This is a genomic window from Microscilla marina ATCC 23134 (assembly GCF_000169175.1).
In the GTDB taxonomy this organism is placed as follows: Bacteria; Bacteroidota; Bacteroidia; order Cytophagales; family Microscillaceae; genus Microscilla; species Microscilla marina.
Map to the genome: position 1 here is coordinate 112,397 of NZ_AAWS01000001.1, position 18,252 is coordinate 130,648.

Below are 18,252 nucleotides of genomic sequence, written 5' to 3' on the forward strand. Positions count from 1 at the left end.
TGTTTTTTTCTCATAAAATTTTGTAGATTGAGAACCAACCCGGCGGTAGGGTATACCCAATCAAAAAAATAACATCAAAAGAAGGCGGATTTATGAACAAAACGGCATTATTAGATATAATAGAAAATCCTGCTAAAATAAGCAAAAACACCCTCAATGAGTTAGAGGACATAGCAGAACGTTTTCCTTATTTTCAGGCAGTACATGTATTGCTGGCAAAAGGTGCACACGAAAAAGATGCCGTGCTTGCCCCCGGTAAAATACGCCGGGCTGCTATCTATGCCTACAATCGTAGTCTGTTGCGAGAGTTATTGAACCATGACTATGGCAACACACCCGAAATCACGCCTGACACAGACACTTCTGAAAGTGACACAACTTCTTTTTTTGATACTATTAATAATGAGGATGAACCTACCCACCAGACAAGCCGCCTGTCTGACAATGCCTTGGTGATAGATCCTTCGGAAGAACTTGACGAAGATAACGCTTTTGATCTGTACAGAGAAGGAAAGGTAGATGAAGCCAAAAACTACTTTCATAAACTCATTGTTCGTTATCCAGACAAAAGAGAGTATTACCAAAACCAAGCAAATATATTGATGGATGGCGACTACCAGTTTGATGAAGCCTTACTTGATCAAAAAGTAGATGACAATACTGAAAATGAACTAACAACTACTGAAGAGTTTGACAAAGTGGAAGAAGAAGCTCCAGTGAAGGCAGAGCGAACAGAGGAGTTGAACAATGAGATAGACCTGAGTGATAGAGTAGTAATAGATTTGGCAGAAGAGTGGGACGAAAGCGTGGCTTTTGAGTTGTACAACAATGGTAAGGTAGACGAGGCAAAAGTATATTTTGATAAACTAATTATTATTTATCCTGATAAACAAGAATATTATACTGCACAGGCAAACATATTGATGGATGGTAACTACCAGTTTGACGAAAGCCTGGCAGATAAAGTTTATTTAAAGCCTGCCGAAACCACTGAAGATAGTCAGGGTGAATCCGCAGATGAGTTTACCCAGGAGAAGGCTATACTGCCAGAAGATGTACCTGTACCAAATGCGGCCGACTTAGGGCACCCCGAATATGTGGATACCTTCGATTTACTGCGAGATGTGGAGCCTGCGGTTAAAGCACAACTTAAGGTGTCTGAGGACGAATTGACTGAAGATTTAGCCATTGAATATTTTGCCAATGGCGAACGCGACCTTGCCGCAGAAGTTTATCAAAAACTGATGCAAAAATACCCTACCCGGAAAGAGTATTTTCAAACCCAGTTTGAGCTATTGACCGAACGCCCCGAATTATTTGGAATAGGAGTAGAGAGCGACGAAATAGCCACTGACGAAAGTAGTCATAATGACCAAAAAAACGAAGAAAACAAGGAGGTGGAGGCATCGAAACCTATCCACAACGGTAAAGAAATAAGTAGATTGTCGGAGCACACTATAGAAGTGAATTTACCCGATGACTATATTTTGTTCAACCCCCTGCTTTTATCAGACCCTTTTGAATGGGTGAGGAACGAAAATCTGACTATAGATGCTTTTGACATAGTAAGAGACTCTTTAGAGTTTGATATAACCCCTCAGATAAAACACCAGGATGTGCAAGAACCTTTGCCTTTGGTTGCTCCTTTAGAAGCAGATGATGAAGACGAAGAAGAGGAGCAAGCCTTGCATGAAGAGGATGCAGTATCAGGTATTCCTACTGAAAACGACATTACTGTAGAAGAAGGTGTTGATTTATTTGATGATTTACGTGATTGGGAATCTGCGGCCTTGGCTGGTGCTCCACATACTGAAGGTGACGACTATGACCTGGATTTATTTGAATTAGTAAGACATTGGGAGGCGGAGCAACTTGCTGGCAAAGTAGTGCATGATGCGCAAGTAGCAGACGGTTTTGACGCTTTTGAAGCGGTACGCGGTTGGGAGACTGAACAGCTCGAGGGCAAAGTAGTGCACGATGCGCAAGTAGCAGACGGTTTTGACGCTTTTGAAGCGGTACGCGGTTGGGAGACTGAACAGCTCGAGGGCAAAGTAGTGCACGATGCGCAAGTAGCAGACGGTTTTGACGCTTTTGAAGCGGTACGCGGTTGGGAGACCAAACAGCTCGAAGGCAAAGTAGTGCATGACGCGCAAGTGGAAGACGGTTTTGATGCCTTTGAATCGGTACGTGGTTGGGAGACCGAACAGATCGAGGGCAAGGTAGTGCACGATGCGCAAGTAGAAGACGGTTTTGATGCCTTTGAATCGGTACGTGGTTGGGAGACCGAACAGATCGAGGGCAAGGTAGTGCACGATGCGCAAGTAGAAGACGGTTTTGATGCCTTTGAATCGGTACGTGGTTGGGAGACCGAACAGATCGAGGGCAAGGTAGTGCACGATGCGCAAGTAGAAGACGGTTTTGATGCTTTTGAATCGGTGCGTGGTTGGGAGACCGAACAGATCGAGGGCAAGGTAGTGCACGATACGCAAGTAGAAGACGGTTTTGATGCCTTTGAATCGGTACGTGGTTGGGAGACCGAACAGATCGAGGGCAAGGTAGTGCACGATGCGCAAGTAGAAGACGGTTTTGATGCTTTTGAATCGGTACGTGGTTGGGAGACCGAACAGATCGAAGGCAAGGTAGTGCATGATACTCAAGTAGAAGATGGTTTTGACGCTTTTGAATCCGTGCGCGGTTGGGAGACCGAACAGATCGAAGGTAAAGTAGTGCACGACGAGCAAGTAGCGGATGGTTTTGATGCTTTTGAAGCGGTGCGTGGTTGGGAGATTGAACAAATTGAGGGCAAGGTAGTGCATGATACTCAAGTAGAAGATGGTTTTGATGCTTTTGAAGCGGTGCGCGGTTGGGAGACCGAACAGATCGAGGGTAAAGTAGTGCACGATGAGCAAGTGGAAGACGGTTTTGATGCTTTTGAAGCGGTGCGTGGTTGGGAGATTGAACAAATTGAGGGCAAGGTAGTGCACGATGAGCAAGTAGCGGATGGTTTTGATGCTTTTGAAGCGGTGCGTGGTTGGGAGACTGAAGCATTGGCAACCGCCCAAACACAAGAACCGATTGTAGAAGATGAAACAACGCTGTTGGATGTAGAGGAGGAAGAAGAGCCGCCAGTAATGCCCATAGAAGAGGATGAACATCTGAACGAAGGTTTGGCTATGGACCTGTTCAATGAGGGACATACCAAACAAGCAGTGGAAATGTATCAACAACTCATTGAAAAGCATCCAGAGAAGGCTGATTATTATCGGGGACAGTTAGAAATTATTTCTGAAGATGTTAGTGATGATTTTAGTACCGAAACCCCTTTGCCCGATGACATAGATGCTACTGGTTCATTGGCTGACACCAAGCCTTTTGAAGAGCCTGTGAAAGAAGTGCCCAAAACTGATGAAACGGTCAAAACCCAAAAAGAAGAAGTAACAGAAGACAAAAATACTGAAGCTGATGTGCCTTCTTTTTTTGACCAAATAGATATTATTGATCAAGAAACCACTACCGAAATTTCAAAAGTTGCCTCTGACGAAATTGTCAGTCAAAATGAAAAACAGCCAAACCACTCTCATACAGGAGAGGATACAACTGAGGCTGTTGATGATGACGTGAGTGAAAGCACCGCTATTTTTCTTTTTAATCAAGGTAGAAACGAAGAAGCCATTGCTATTTACCAGGAGTTGATGAAAAGACAGCCCAATCGTAAAGATTACTTTGTTGCACAAATCAGTATTTTGCAAAATGAACCTTTTGTTAAAGAAGAGCAGATGGTAGCAGAGACAACCCATACATCACAGGATGAAACAATGCCTGGCAACGATGTTGACTTTGTCAATGAAAGTACCGCCCTGATGCTGTTTAACCAAGGTAAACTGGAGGAAGCAATTAAAGTATTTGAGCAATTAAAAGAGCGTCATCCAGAAAAAGCCGCTCACTTTGCTTCTCAGATTGCCATTTTGAAGAGTTAATATGGTTGACTGCCAGGATGTTTCGGGAGTTTTGAATTGCCCCGGAAATATTCAATTTAAAGTGTACTCAGCGACAGTGAATGAAACCCAAAAAACTTATCCATGGCTGAACACGAAGACAATGACCGCAAGATATTACAGCTGTTACAGCATTACGACGAAGGCAATATTGAACTTGCTTTCCACCTGTGTGCAGGACTTGAAGGAGCCTACAGCGAAGAAGTGGCCGAAGAGTTACAAAAGCATGTATTTTTGTGTGTAAGGCACCAGGTAGAGTTCAACTTTGTGCAAAACTTACGTTATTTGAGTCTCTGGAAAGATGACCTGACTGCACTGCCACCAGAGGTGCTCCAATTGTCTAATTTGCGGCAATTGAACCTGGGTTATAACAAGCTTACCACCATACCCCCCGAACTCAATCAATTAAAATACCTTCAGGCGCTTAGCCTGGTACACAATCAAATTACTTCATTGTCGCCCGCCATAGGGCAGCTCAAACATTTACAGGAACTAAACTTATGGAGCAACCGTTTACGCGATTTGCCCCCAGAGTTGGGCAATTTGAAAAGTTTGCAGTTGCTGGATTTAGTAGATAATCACTTAGAAGTTTTTCCCGAAGGCATTGGCAAACTACTCAATTTGCAACAGCTCAACCTGGAGCACAACCGTCTGGCTGTTTTGCCCAAAACAGTAGGCAATTTAACTCAATTAGAAAAATTGGAGCTGGGCAACAATGAATTGAAAGCCTTGCCTGATGCCATAGGCAAACTCAAGAAATTACAAGTACTTGAAATTAGCCGTAACCAGTTAGCGTGCTTGCCCACCAGCATAGGGCAATTGCAACAATTAGAACAGCTTGATTTAAGCAGCAACCAGTTGAGCCAATTGCCTGCCGAACTCAAAGGCCTGGAAAACCTGCAGCAGCTCAACCTGATGTACAACCAACTTGCCCAGCTACCTACTACTATAGGGCAACTCAAGCAATTACAAAATCTTAATTTGTGGAATAACCTACTGACAGCCCTGCCCACAACTATAGGGCAACTTCAAAACCTACAACGACTCAATATTGCGGATAACCGATTGACTGCATTGCCCGAACAAATAGGTATGCTTACTAAATTGATAGAGCTGAAGTTGGAGAATAACGAGATAACTCGTTTACCGCCAAGCATTGGGCAGCTAAGCCATGTAGCAGAAATAAGGCTGGAACATAATCTAATAACTGACTTGCCCACTGAAATCGGCAACCTTTATTGTCGCCAACTCGACCTTAGCAGTAATCGTCTCACCACACTGCCGCTAAGTATAGGTGGTTTACAATGTTTGTCGTTGAACCTTAGCTATAATGCCTTATCTTATTTGCCCCTTACTATAGGACAGTGGACCGATTTAATGATGCTCAACCTTAGCTCTAACCAATTAAGTTATTTGCCCTCTACTATAGGTGAAATGGAGAATCTGCAAGACCTTGACCTGAGCGACAATGCTTTGTCTTACCTGCCAGCTACTATGGGCAACCTTAAGAGTTTGCGTAAGCTTAACTTGTCAGGCAATCAACTAACTGCCTTCGCTTTTGATCTGCAAAACCTGTCTCACCTTAAGGAGTTGGTGTTATTGGGCAACCCTATATCAACAGAAACCAAAGCAATTGTTAAGCAAGCCTTACCCCATTGCAAAGTTGTCTGGTAATTAAATATCCTTTACCTTTTTTCTTAATCGACTAAATGTTTCGGGGGTCATGCGTAGGTACGAAGCCAGGTATTTTTGTGGGATGAGTTGAATACAGCGGGGACTCTGTGTCATAAGACGACGATAGCGCTCTTCGGCAGTATAAGATAAAATAGCTACTTCGCGGTTTGCCTTGCCAATCAAAATGTCTTCACAGATGAGCCTACCCCAGCGCTCTACACTTTTGTGGCGGTCATACAATCCTTGTAAGTCGTGGTAGCTTAGGCGTAGCAGTACGCTGTTGCTGATGGCTTGAAGGTAATATTTAGCTGGAGTTTGGGTAAGAAAAGAATCTACGATTCCTGAGTAACTATGGTCAAACGAAAAAGCCACGCAAACCTCTTCTCCATTTACCAAGTGAAAACCACGTTGTACTCCATCTTCTACAAAATACAAATAACGTTCTGTTTCCCCTACTTTAGTCAGGTATTCGTTTTTAGCTGGAGTTACCAATGTCCAGCCTTGGGCAAAGTCTTCCCATACCTCATCAGATAGTATTACCTTTTGGTGAATAGTTGCTCGCAAGTGAGTAAGTGCCTGGAGGTGTATAGTATGCATAAAAGCTAAATTGTTTGGGGTAAAAAATAAGCCTTGTCAAATAGTATAGAGAATGCAGGCTTTATAAAAAGAATGGTATAATACACAGAAAAAGGCTTATTGGACAAGGATTGAAACCTTGTAAAGGGGAAGCAAATAGTGAGAGATAAAGATAACAATAGAGAAAAAGCCATTTTGTGTTACGTGGTATTCTTTTAAAGGTTACAAAGAAAACGGATGTACTTGTAAGGAAAAACTCTTTTATGAACTTAAATTAAGTGGTTTTTAGAGAAAAAAAGCCAAGAGTAAAAACAATATTCAGAGACAAAATGTATAAAAATGTACAATATGTTTTTTAAAAAAGGCGTAAATTGACAATTAAGCAAAACATAAAAAGAAAAAAATGGGATGGAATGAACAGGTAATTCTGAAAGTGGGGAAAATATGGCTAATTGGTGTGCTAAAGCAAAAAAAACTTGAGGGAAGTAGATAAAGGTTATCAACTATCCCCCAAGATCCTTCAACCAGCTATGCGATGCAAATATACGAGAAATTTCATTAGTTAAAATAGTTAAGAGAAAAAATATATAGATGTAGTGACACGAAATGCCCTATACCTCTCGTACTCTAATATAGGGAATACTTATTTTAAGTGTTTTCACCAAACATTATTGAAACAAAAAAGGAAATTTCAAAGTTTTTATAATGTTGGCTTCAATATTGATTTGTATAATATTCGGTGAGTTAGTCAATAATTAAGCTTTTATACTTACCCAAGTAATTTTTATAGTGTTTTTCACAGAGGTTTTTTTAGGTAGCCAAATAATTGATTGTTACATTTGTAACATAAAATTTTATCAAAAGAAGGTTTTTTGATTATTTATTTGGGAGATAATGATTTTTGATGATAATATTTTCGGGTTAAAGGTTTAGGAGAACAATGCATAAGTGAGCAGAAAAACCAAAGATTTTATAGTAAATTGAGGATTGATTTTAACACTAGATATTAAATAATTATTTTACCATAAGGCGGGCAGGTTGCCCTAATTTTTAAAACATTTAGACATCATGCAAACAACACAACACGAACAGACAATAACAGTAACACAAAAAAAACAAGTATCAACACAAAATGAGCATACCAAAAAAATAGAGCAACAGGCAAATCAAATTCGTTTGGCTTTGTTTCTTGTAAGCTGGATGATGGGCGTTCTTTTTGTGATCAGCAACATCTCATAAGCACTCATTCATACCAACACTACCAAGACAAGCAAAAATAGTCCTTCTACACCAAAACAACTTTTGCTTGCCCAGCATCTTTACTTTTAACCAAGTATTTTTTTTAACACAATGAACACTGCAAATAAAGAACATCATGAAAACACCACCAGTATTACTTACACTGAACCTGGAACATAGTTCAGACCAAGAACAGATCATTCTTAGTGATGTACCAGCCTGGGAGTTGGGCAACCTGCACCTGGACGAACCCACGCACACCCATGACCTGCCTTTTCACAAAGAATTACAGTTTGTGGTAAAAGCAAAAACCAGCAGTAAAATATTATTGGCATTGGTTGGTTCACCCAAGCAATTCCTACGAAGAACTTTTGGCGGATCGCTAGAGGTAGACTACTATAGCATGCCTGATCAACTACAGTTTGAGTGGAAATTACTTCAAACCAATATCAAGGACAAAATTGTAGGTAAAACATTTCGCTTGGTACAAAGCAATGTACCCTTGGCAGATGTTCATTCTTGTAAAGAAGAACTCGTCGCAGTTTGAAAGCAACAGCTATAACATATGAATGAAAGCCTCTTTTTCAAGAGGCTTTTTCTTTGTGATTACTTTACCTATTGAGGTAGAGTACCCTCCTGTTTTTTCTTATTTAATCAAGCCTTGTTTAATCAAACTATCTGCAGTAGCAAGCAGTGCTTCTTGCGTATTGCGAGGTTGCCAATCGAGCGTATTTACGGCCTTAGAGTTGTCAAACACACGTTTTTTGCCCAGTTCATTCATTACAGAACGTGTGGCAGGATCAAAAATACCAAAGAGTTTTACGGCAAAGTTGGGCAAACTAAATTTGGGCATACGTTTTTTGTATTGGGGGTATTTTTCTCTGATAATCTCGGCAATTTCTGATACCCAATGAAACCCTGCGTTACAAATAAGCCTTTGCCCGGCCGCCTCTGGCTGTTCCATTGCTTTTATCTGCAAGTCTGCCACATCGCGTACATCCACCACCGAAAAACCAAACTTGGGAGCCCCCGGAAAATCACCATCCAATAGTTTTTTTACCAACTCAGCCGAAGTTCCATAGTCTTTTTCAAGCACTGGCCCCATTACTGCCACTGGCTGAATAGTGACTAGTTCCATGCGGGTATCATTTACTTCCATTACCTGCCAGGCAGCTTTTTCGGCGATGGTTTTGCTTCTTATATAAGGAGTAGTGTCTTTACGATCTTGTATATCAGTCCAGTGTGCTTCAGTGTAAGCCTTGGTAGTGTTGCCCTTCATATTGCCATAGCCTATGGCTGCTACCGAAGAAGTCATCACTACCCTTTTTACCCCGTTTTTTATGGCAGCTCGTAGTACATTTTCTGCGCCTTCTTTGGCAGGTACAATCAGCTCGTCTTCGTGCTTGGGCAAGCTTGCCGATAGGGGAGAAGCTACATGCTGTACATAGTCTACGCCTTGAGTAGCAGCCTCCCACGACTGTGCTTGAGTAAGTTCTGCCTCGACAAAACTAAGGTTATCAATATGAGAAGTATATTGAGCAATCACTTCTTTGATAGATGCAATTCGTTGGGCGTTTCTTAAGCTACCTCTTACCTGGTAGCCTTCGTTGAGTAATTGGATGGCAATATGCGACCCTATAAATCCGGTAATCCCGGTAACTAAAACTTTTGTGTTAGACTTATCCATATTTTGTGAATGTTTATTTTTTTAATTGAATATTTATTCGGTTTTTAAATAAAAAAAACTTCTATGTGCCTGTCTTTTATTGTAACTTCCATCTACCGATTTTATAAACCCTTAAAAATCAATGTATTATGAAGCAGGTAGCATGCTTGCAAACCAGCCTAAAGCTAAAGACTAATAGCTTTAGGCTGTAGAAGCTATAGACTATCAACTACCCCCTCTGCCATCATTGCAAACATTTAGAGGAGTAGCATAAGTGATTGTTAATCAATAGTTAAGCTTTGAGGCTGTCCCAGCAAATAGAAAAAATCCTTTCTTTAATACTTTGAGTAACAGGTTGTCTTGCCATTTGGTAATGATGAATAATACTTTTGATAATACCATCAAGCGCCAGCATCATTTCCAGGTCAGGTATTTGTTTGAGGTAATGTTGATTTTTACCTTCATTAATCAAAGCAATCAGGCGTGCCGCCTTTTCATCCATGCTCAAAGCCTCTTCGGTATGGTAGCAAAACGGAGAACGTTGGTATTGTTCCTTGAATACTACCTCTTTTTGGTGTTTAATGAGGTAGGTCATATAGTTAAAGCATACTTTTTTGACCTTGATGGGGTATGGCAAATCAGGTGAAATACTTTTAAATAAGATCTCAGTGCCCTGTTTTTCTATGTCTTGATAAAGCGTCTCAATCAATGCCTCTTTGTCTTTATAATAAGTATACAAAGATCCCGTGCCAATTGATGCTTTTTTGGCTACTTCACTCATTTTTACACCAGCCATCCCCTTTTCAAACACCAGGTCAAGGGTAGCTTGTTTGATCGCCTTGTCTTTTGCCTCGTCTTTGGGTTTCACTCTTTATGTTTGTTTAAGTACATTATCTTATGGAAACAAATATATATGTAATCGAATAAATATTCAACTAAAATTAGTTTTATTTTCTTATAGCTAAGCAAACCTACCAAAGTTCTTCCTGCCGGAAAATTTATCTACAGCAGAGCATTAACCTGCCATCCCTCAAGCATTTTGTTTCTTTAGAATGCTTTATTTTTATGCTTTTATTCACGCAAATTTTCAGGGCATAGTTTATCAGCGAATACTCGTAAAAAGGTACATTTAGGGCGATTTTTTGTCATTAAACTCCTGCTTTTGCTTGAAAAAATAAGCGAATATTATCCAAAAAAACTAGTAATTATTGCCCCTGAAAAAAGTTATTAATTCGTTTGTCATTTTCTGCTATTTTTTGCTAAAATGCTGATTTTCTGCATATTATAATTATTCTTTTGGGTTTTGTAAATATAGAGAGAGGGTGAATGGGTAATAATGAGTAATAACGGGTAAGCGTCTGGGGGTGTATCAAGGGATTATATATCTAGCATTCTCATGTTTTTACCAGGGTTGGTTTACCACTTTGGCGAAAGCCACGCCTGGAGGAGAATAATTTTTATAACCATTAAAAACCTTTACAATGATTAAATTACCTTTTTTACGCTTTTTGATAGGCATACTGTGGGTAGCCTGCTACGGAGCAAGTGCCTGGGCACAAAAGATACCTAATTGCAACTCTTCTATTATAGGGGTGAGTAACAGTAGCTTTGAGTCTCCCAATATTGCTTATGGCAACTTTCAGTACCGCCCTTCGGGAGCAAGTTGGACTTTTAGTAACGGGGCGGGTATTTCTGACAATAGGTCTGGATTTACCGGCGGCAACCCACAGAATGCCCCTATAGGTAGCCAAGTGTTGTTTTTGCAAAACCAAGGATACGCCCAGGTCACTATCAATGTGCCTACTGAGGGCGCCTATAGGGTGCGTTTGCAGGCTGCACAAAGGGCTTGGTTTAACTCTGGGCAAGGACAAACCGTGCGTGTATTGTTAGATGGCGCTACTGTTCAGGATATTGCCCCTACCAATACATCTTATCGCAATTACAACACAGCTATATGGTGGTTGTCTGCGGGTAGCCATACCCTTAGGTTAGCAGGCACTGCCAGTGTAGGCGATCAAACTGCGTTTGTAGATGATGTAAAATTAGAAAAACTACCTACCTGGTCACAAAACAGTAGTTGGCAAGATGGTACAAAGCCTAACGTTGGCGACATGGTATTGATTCCACAAAATTGTACAATGGTGCTAGACAATAATGTAGGCAATGCCGCTGCATTGATTCATGTAAAGGGTACACTTACTGCGGCGCTAAATGGCAACTTTAGGTTGGCAACCCAGGGCATTCATGTAATGAATGGAGGAGCGTTATTGGTAGGCTCGAAAGAAGCTCCTTATATTGCCCAAGGTAGCATTACCCTTACCGGAGCAGGAGGTGCGAACCCAGGGAGTGGCATGGGGTATAAAGTGATAGGTGCTATGAGTGGTGGTACGGTGGAGTTACACGGGCAACCCAAAAAATCCTGGACTCAACTAAGGACTACTGCGTATGCCGGGCGTAATTATATTGAGGTAGAAGCTACCACTGGTTGGAAAGTGGGTGACCGTATAGTGATAGCATCTACTGACTTTGATATGGACAATGCTGAAGAACGAACGATTACTCAGATAAATGGTTCTAGAGTGTATTTATCGACTCGCCTTAATCATAAACACTTTGGGCAAAAGCAAACTTATCAACGAGTAATTAATAGACAAACCCATAGGTGGATACTGGATGAGCGAGCCGAAGTAGGCATGTTATCACGCAATTTAGTCATTCAAGGAGATATTAGTAGTGCCAGCACTAAGTTTGGTGGGCATATAATGATGATGCGAGGATCTACCGCGCGTATTTCTAATGTAGAGTTGTATCGTATGGGACAGCGTAATATTTTGGGGCGCTATCCTTTTCATTGGCATCTAATGGGTGATGCCAGCGGACAATACTTTAGTAATTCAAGTGTGCACCATACCTATAACCGTGCCATTACGGTGCATGGTACCAATAATACTGTAGTAGATCAAAATGTTTGCTATGACAACTTGGGGCATGCAGTCTTTCTAGAAGATGGAAATGAAACTGGCAATCAAATCATTGGTAACCTGGGGTTGGTTACTCGCCGTCCTCACAAGGACTTTGCTTTATTGCACAGCGATGTTTTGAAACATAGAAATGCCAGCGGGCCCTCTACTTTCTGGATTACCCACCCTCATAATACAGTACAAAACAACCGTGCGGCAGGTTCCGATGGATCAGGTTTTTGGTTTGCTTTTCATGCCGAAGGCAACGGATTAAACTTTGCCAATGGCGCTTTTGACAATAATACAGCGCATTCTAGTTACCATGGCTGGTTGGTGGGCATGGGACCCGATAGAGATGATTCTGTACAGCTAACCCTTACCTATGAACCAAGCACCGAAGTGACCATTAACAATCTGACGGTGTATAAAAATCAGCTGGGCAACTATTCACGGATCAAAGGAAGGAACCGTACTACCAACAAAACGATTACCAACACATACAATAATATGATTGTGGCAGATAACTGGGAAGGAGAAACCAGTACCTGGAAAACCAACTACAACAGAGTGTTGTGGGTAGGAGCATCAGACAATCACGAGCATGTGTCCAATATTCCAGATAGGTTAGCTCCTTCAGAAAGGGGAGATAAATATGTGGTAGGTCATATTATCTATGATGGACCAGTGCATATCAAAGATTCTTATTTTGCAGATTTTGATGCGAAGTATGTAGGGGGTAAACTTTCCAAATTTAGTTTGTTTGACCAGTGGGGAGCCACCATTAGGTATATGGGACATACTATGGAAAATACCATTGTAGATAAGCCAAGTAGCTATCAGGTACACTTCAGAGAAGTACAAGACCACAATGGGACTGACTTGCAGTCTTTTTGGTTTGCCGGAATGATTTATGACATAGATGGGGCGATGACCAACCAACCCATGAATGCCATTACCCGCAATACTCCCATCATGGTAGATGGTACAAGTTTACCCATTGGCTCAGGTAATGCAAGTGAAGTGACTCGTCGGTTTGCCTATGTAGAGTTACGTTCATCGGACGAAGATTATGGTCCAGCTAGTAAGCGTCGCCAAACCAGTACCTTGACTAGAGGCGATGGTGTGAGTTTTACTGAGTTACATCAACACTCGGCGCTCGACGGGGTAGCATTGCCCATTATGGTAGATGGGGTACACCACTATAAATATACTTATTCAAAACCTGTCATTCCTACCATATCAAGATTCGATTTTCATAGCATGAATCAGGGAGAGTACGTGATTTTAGAGGTTGCAAACGTACCCAGCGGATTTATTGTACGTAGGGTAACCCCTAGAGGTAAATATAGTTATTATGCAAATGATGGTTTACAACTTGTACCTAATCGTTTGTCTTTGGCCAATTTGAAAAGTATGAACGGATCAGGGTATTACTATAACTCATTTACCAAAAGCTTGTACTTACGTTACCAGGCATTAAGTGGTTCGTTTACTGATGATGGCATCATAGAATCTTTGATGGTGTGTACCAATGGCACTTGCAATGGTACAGTAGCCCGTACTCATACTGTAGTAGGCAACGATCAGTCAGAGAGTAACTCTGTAGTATACCCCAACCCGTTTGAGCATACTTTGCAGCTATCAGTCAAAGTAGCCAATAACGAAAAAGTGACTTTTAAACTGTATGACTTGTTGGGCAAAGAAAGAAAAAACTATGTCCAGTCAAATCTAAAAGCAGGCAAGCATCGGCTAGAGGTAAACGTGGCAGATTTGCCCAAAGGCAGCTACCTGTATCGCCTTCAGGTAGGTAATAAATATTTTACCGGAAAGCTATTGAAGAAATAGTTTGACCTAGGCAATACTTTTTTTCTCAAAATCCCTGGTGTGTGTAACGCCAGGGATTTTTGGCTTTATACTACCTGCTGATAAATATCTTTTAACAATACCTCTTGGTTGTGTAATAAAAACGGTTTGGTATTGTCGCTATGCTTGATTATTTCCAGCTTCCAACCTTGTTCGTTACGAGTAAACAACTGTAGCAAGGGACGTTGTTCATCTATGAGCAGGTATTGCTCAAGGTGGGAGACTTGCTGGTAAAATCCCCATTTTAGTTGCGTATCTGTTTGTTTGGTCTGAGGCGACATAATTTCTACCACTAATACAGGGTTGAGCACAGCACTTGCTTGTTGGGGGGCTTCGTAAAGAATGGGAGCGCTGGGTAATAGCACAAAGTCAGGGTATACATAAGCATCTGCCAAGGGTATAAATACTAGTGAGGAAGTTGTTGGGGCACTCTTGGAAAATAAATCAGCAAGATTTTGGCCGATTTGGTGATGAGCTTCACTGGCAGGTGCACAGGCAACCAACTGCCCTTGGTGGTACTCCCATTGATTGGGTTGTTGGCAGGCTTTTGTCAAAAAATCTTCTTCTGTAATAGTCATATAAAAGGCATTGCTTGAAGCCCAAAATTACAAAAGTTTTTAATCTTTAAGTACTCAAAGCTGGTTGTTTGTTGTGATAGGGGGTACAATGTATTTGGTTACTCTTTTCGCTTGAGTTTGCGTAGACAAGCGTGCAGAAGCTGCAACATTTCCAAACGTTCATTTTGGTCAAGCGATCCAAACATTACTTGATTGGCGTCTACCCGCTTTTGCTCCATCTGGCTAATCACTCCAATGCCTTTTTCAGTGATTTTTAGTCTTTTACGCCTTCTATCTATGGGGTCTTCTATTTGAGTAATTAAGTCTTTTTGACTCAGAATATTTACCAGATTGGCAATGTTAGGCTTAGAAACATCCAGTGCCTCGGCTATATCTTTGGCAAATACCCCCTCTTTCATTCGTTGAGAATTTAAAAAAGGAATATTAGGGTCGCCATAAATGTATAGCAAAATCAACCATTGTTGGGTCGTAATACCTAACTCTTGGGTCAATACATCCCCTTTTTTAGTCATTTGAGCGGCCAGTTCTATAATGGTCAGTACTAAAGACTCTTCAACTGTTTCTTTGCGCATGGGTTTAGTTTTTAAGCCGAACTTGTTTGAACTTTTATTCTTTAAGAGTAAAACAGGCAATATTGTTTTACAGGCAAGATTTAGCAATGAAGGTTTAACAAGGACTAACTAAGCCTTTTTAACGATAAAGTTTAAACAAGTTCATTATTAATGATAGTAACTTGAGGGCAAATTATAACATTTTATGCACAATAATACGAGTGGGGAATTTCTTCACATTATAGTAAACTAGGGTTAAAATAAGTAAGTAGATTAACCGAATATTACTATTTTAAACTCTTTTTATCTTGTCAACAGAAGCTCCGATTAGTCGGCTAGTTCATAGGGAATGAGGTTGATAGATAGTTTGCTGACAAGTTTAAAACATTCACCCTCCTCCAATAAACCTGTATTGTCTTCGGGGTAATGCCAGTTAATGACTAGCTTGCCACCTTCGTTTTCATAATCTTTGAGCGTTCTAAATACAGTCGACATAATCTTGGATGAGCTGGAGTTCAGGTATAAAAAACGAAAGTCCCACTCCATGTGGCCTTTTACTTCTTTGATGTAGGTGTTTATCCACTCCTGAATGGGCGCATAAAACGCTTGTGGATTTTCTATGAATGATTCCCCTTCCATAGAACATTTGCCAGTGGTGGCATTTAATTTTACAGCAGGAGTTAAAAAGGTTCCAGTGGTTTCTTCTATATGCAAATCTTTCATAACGGCAATTTATAATAAATCATTGAACGTAATATATACGATTAAATAAGACAAAATGAATTGTGAAATGCAATATTCAGAGGCTGAATACTGTATAAGCATAGATTAAGTGTTATAAAAACACCTTAAATACCTAGAAACAAAGGATGTTTTTTAAGTATTCAATATTGAAAACAATTTTCTTGGTGATGAAGCCCTTAGAGCACTTTTAATTATGATCTTTGTACACCTTGGCACAAAACCCCAGGTAGGTATACTCATCGTTGATTTTTTCTGTAACAACCTGTATTTTGTTGCCTGATAGCAAAGCTACCTGAAGTAGTCCTAACCCTCCTCCTTTACTGGTGGGGCTGGCAGTTTTTTGAGCAAGCTCTGCTTTGAAATGAAACAAACCTGTACGGTCTAGTGAGTTGATGTGGTTACAATGATTTTTGAGTGTTTCTACTGTTTCACTTTTCATTACATTGCCCGTAATCAATAGGTAAGCTTCTTCTTGTTCATCCAACACAATCGTTCCTACCGACTCTGTGTCTTTCAACAGGTTATGTTCTTCTGAATACAATAAGATATTTTGAGCCAGTTCTATAAAAATAGATTGTATTTTGTATTGAAGGTTGGTTTTGGTGAAGGTAGTACGGATAAAATGCCTTGCTTTGGCAATTAATTTATAATTAATCCCTCCCTTATACATGATAAGTGGAGCCTTTACCCGAAAAATATTACTGTATACAAGAGACTTTGCCATATAAAAATCAACCATTTTTGCTGTCAATATCATCATCAAATATTTTAAGATAAATGGTTATTTAAAATTGTAAAAATATAACAATTAATGATCCCTGTGTTAATTAATTGTTGTGTTGGGTTTTTGCTTAAGAGTGAATTTATCTAAACAATTTAGAAAGAAAAAGGAGTGTATGCAATTGTGAAAATAGTGGTAATTTCTGCTGAAGTAACAAAAGCTTACAAAATTTAATACGATGGATTGGTAAATATGGATACAGTATCTTCTGAATAAGTTGTACTTAGGCAATAATATGAGGCTAATTTGTCAATATTTTTGAATAGGCTTCATGCAAAAATATAGTTTTTTGTAGACTGTCTGTTCGTGTTGTTATTCTTAAAATAAAAACAAACGTGGGTTGTACTGCCTTTATCAAGGGTGATTGTCTGCGCCCAAAAAGTAAGCAATGTCTCACCACCCTTGTTACTCATAGGCACCGCCTATGCTTTGCAATTACTTTATTTTTTGAGCAATGATGTGATGAAGACCATTTTCCAGGGCATTTATCTGTACGCTAAACCCATTGTTGTGAAGTAAGCGCTCTATGAGCCCAGGAGAAATTTTTATTTTATAATAACTGCTTACTTTTTGCTGCCACCCTTCGTCTTTTTTTTCCCAAAGCAAATCTGTAACCCTTACTTTTTGCGCTTCATAGTTCAATACACAAGTCAATAGGCGCTCATTGTCACTTTTTACAGGTATAAACTCTTGAGTACCCGATGGTTGGGTTGAATAATTTCGAAAAGAGCATAAAAACTTGCTACCCTTTTTGAGGCATGCAGCTACATCTTGGATAAAAGTTTCGAGCGCACGGTCAGACACCAGGTGGGCAAGGGTATCGCCCCAACAACCAATAAGTTCAGGCTGTAGATGGGCGTACTTTTTTATGTGTCGTATATTATCTTCCTGCGTATGAATAATTAAATCACCTGCATTTTGCTGAAGCTCTGCCAATAGTTTTTTATTAAAATCTATAGCGGTAACTTCAAAACCTTGCTTGGCTAATGCTATCGACTGGATGCCGTGTCCAGCGCCCAAATCTATGGCTACTTTGTTGCCTTGTGGCAAAATATTGTATGTCTCGAAAAACGCTTGTTGTTGTGTCATGCACTCATCAAAACTACCCATCATCCAGGAATAAAAATTCTGTAAATGAGTGTCATAGTGGGTTTTTACTTGTGAATCTGCCATCAATCTGAACTTTTGAGAATAAATTTGTATTTTTACCTACAAGTACCAAATAAGAAGTCAATGCTCAAAGCCATTTTTATATTTTTTATTCGGGTTTACCAAAAAGGTATCTCTCCTTACTTGCCCGCTACCTGTCGCTATCAACCTACTTGTTCGCATTATACCGTAGAAGCCATCCAAACTCACGGAGCCCTTAAAGGCATGTGGTTGGGAATGAAACGCATATCGCGCTGTCACCCCATGGGAGGCAGTGGTTATGACCCTGTACCCCCCAAAGTAGACAAGAAAAGCCCTTCTCAAAACCCCAAAAGTGACGACGATTAGTGTACGGTACATGGTGGCAATACTGTTTTCTTACCACGCCATTGGCAGCTCCCAACTTCCGTATCTTATCTAAAAGTCTTATAAATCACTAAAAATAAGTGTGATAGAAAAAGTGTAGGTGCTTGTGA

The 18,252-nt window shown here is 40.3% G+C and carries 14 protein-coding genes; 6 read left to right on the top strand and 8 right to left on the bottom strand.

Features of this window, described 5'->3' with window-relative positions; genetic code table 11:
* Nucleotides 1-92: 92 nt before the first annotated feature.
* Together M23134_RS00405 and M23134_RS00410 are read left to right on the top strand one after the other, a co-directional pair.
* On the top strand, nucleotides 93-3,977 hold the full coding sequence (locus M23134_RS00405) for a tetratricopeptide repeat protein (RefSeq protein WP_002692671.1): 3,885 nt from the start codon (nucleotides 93-95) through the stop codon (nucleotides 3,975-3,977).
* 102 nt (nucleotides 3,978-4,079) lie between these two features.
* On the top strand, nucleotides 4,080-5,669 hold the full coding sequence (locus tag M23134_RS00410; RefSeq protein ID WP_002692673.1) for a leucine-rich repeat domain-containing protein: 1,590 nt from the start codon (nucleotides 4,080-4,082) through the stop codon (nucleotides 5,667-5,669).
* On the opposite strand, the gene M23134_RS00415 is transcribed toward M23134_RS00410, so the two are convergent.
* Nucleotides 5,670-6,266 (bottom strand): Crp/Fnr family transcriptional regulator, encoded by a 597-nt coding sequence (locus M23134_RS00415; protein ID WP_002692680.1) that lies wholly within the window; start codon nucleotides 6,264-6,266, stop codon nucleotides 5,670-5,672.
* A gap of 1,047 nt (nucleotides 6,267-7,313) precedes the next feature.
* Between M23134_RS00415 and M23134_RS40825 the strand changes: the two genes are divergently transcribed.
* Complete coding sequence (locus M23134_RS40825) at nucleotides 7,314-7,484, top strand: hypothetical protein (RefSeq protein WP_002692682.1); 171 nt, start codon at nucleotides 7,314-7,316, stop codon at nucleotides 7,482-7,484.
* Between the two features lie 136 nt (nucleotides 7,485-7,620).
* Nucleotides 7,621-8,031, top strand: a complete 411-nt coding sequence (locus M23134_RS00420) for a hypothetical protein (protein ID WP_002692685.1) — start codon at nucleotides 7,621-7,623, stop codon at nucleotides 8,029-8,031.
* Between the two features lie 99 nt (nucleotides 8,032-8,130).
* Here the strand turns inward: M23134_RS00420 and M23134_RS00425 are convergent, their stop codons facing one another.
* Both M23134_RS00425 and M23134_RS00430 read right to left on the bottom strand, forming a co-directional pair.
* Nucleotides 8,131-9,171, bottom strand: a complete 1,041-nt coding sequence (locus tag M23134_RS00425) for an SDR family oxidoreductase (protein ID WP_002692687.1) — start codon at nucleotides 9,169-9,171, stop codon at nucleotides 8,131-8,133.
* A gap of 271 nt (nucleotides 9,172-9,442) precedes the next feature.
* Nucleotides 9,443-10,018 (bottom strand): TetR/AcrR family transcriptional regulator, encoded by a 576-nt coding sequence (locus tag M23134_RS00430; RefSeq protein WP_002692689.1) that lies wholly within the window; start codon nucleotides 10,016-10,018, stop codon nucleotides 9,443-9,445.
* A 613-nt stretch (nucleotides 10,019-10,631) separates the two neighbouring features.
* On the opposite strand from M23134_RS00430, the gene M23134_RS00435 reads away from it, so the two are divergent.
* Nucleotides 10,632-13,955 (top strand): G8 domain-containing protein, encoded by a 3,324-nt coding sequence (locus tag M23134_RS00435; protein WP_002692690.1) that lies wholly within the window; start codon nucleotides 10,632-10,634, stop codon nucleotides 13,953-13,955.
* Nucleotides 13,956-14,020: 65 nt separating this feature from the next.
* On the opposite strand, the gene M23134_RS00440 is transcribed toward M23134_RS00435, so the two are convergent.
* The 5 genes from M23134_RS00440 to M23134_RS00460 all read right to left on the bottom strand — a co-directional run bounded on the left by M23134_RS00440 (nucleotide 14,021) and on the right by M23134_RS00460 (nucleotide 17,800).
* A complete protein-coding gene (locus M23134_RS00440; protein ID WP_002692695.1) occupies nucleotides 14,021-14,551 on the bottom strand; it encodes a Uma2 family endonuclease in 531 nt (176 codons plus the stop codon).
* A 98-nt stretch (nucleotides 14,552-14,649) separates the two neighbouring features.
* Entirely contained in the window at nucleotides 14,650-15,123 is a 474-nt protein-coding gene (locus M23134_RS00445; protein ID WP_002692697.1) for a MarR family winged helix-turn-helix transcriptional regulator, read from the bottom strand.
* A 306-nt stretch (nucleotides 15,124-15,429) separates the two neighbouring features.
* Nucleotides 15,430-15,825, bottom strand: coding sequence for a DUF1987 domain-containing protein (locus M23134_RS00450; protein ID WP_002692699.1), 396 nt, complete (start codon nucleotides 15,823-15,825; stop codon nucleotides 15,430-15,432).
* Nucleotides 15,826-16,033: 208 nt separating this feature from the next.
* Nucleotides 16,034-16,570, bottom strand: coding sequence for a SiaB family protein kinase (locus M23134_RS00455; RefSeq protein WP_232296756.1), 537 nt, complete (start codon nucleotides 16,568-16,570; stop codon nucleotides 16,034-16,036).
* A 492-nt stretch (nucleotides 16,571-17,062) separates the two neighbouring features.
* The gene (locus tag M23134_RS00460; protein WP_002692704.1) at nucleotides 17,063-17,800 is read right to left on the bottom strand and encodes a class I SAM-dependent methyltransferase; all 738 of its coding nucleotides are present in this window, start codon (nucleotides 17,798-17,800) and stop codon (nucleotides 17,063-17,065) included.
* Nucleotides 17,801-17,860: 60 nt separating this feature from the next.
* Between M23134_RS00460 and yidD the strand changes: the two genes are divergently transcribed.
* Nucleotides 17,861-18,124 (top strand): membrane protein insertion efficiency factor YidD, encoded by a 264-nt coding sequence (yidD, locus tag M23134_RS00465; RefSeq protein WP_002692705.1) that lies wholly within the window; start codon nucleotides 17,861-17,863, stop codon nucleotides 18,122-18,124.
* Nucleotides 18,125-18,252: the final 128 nt, after the last annotated feature.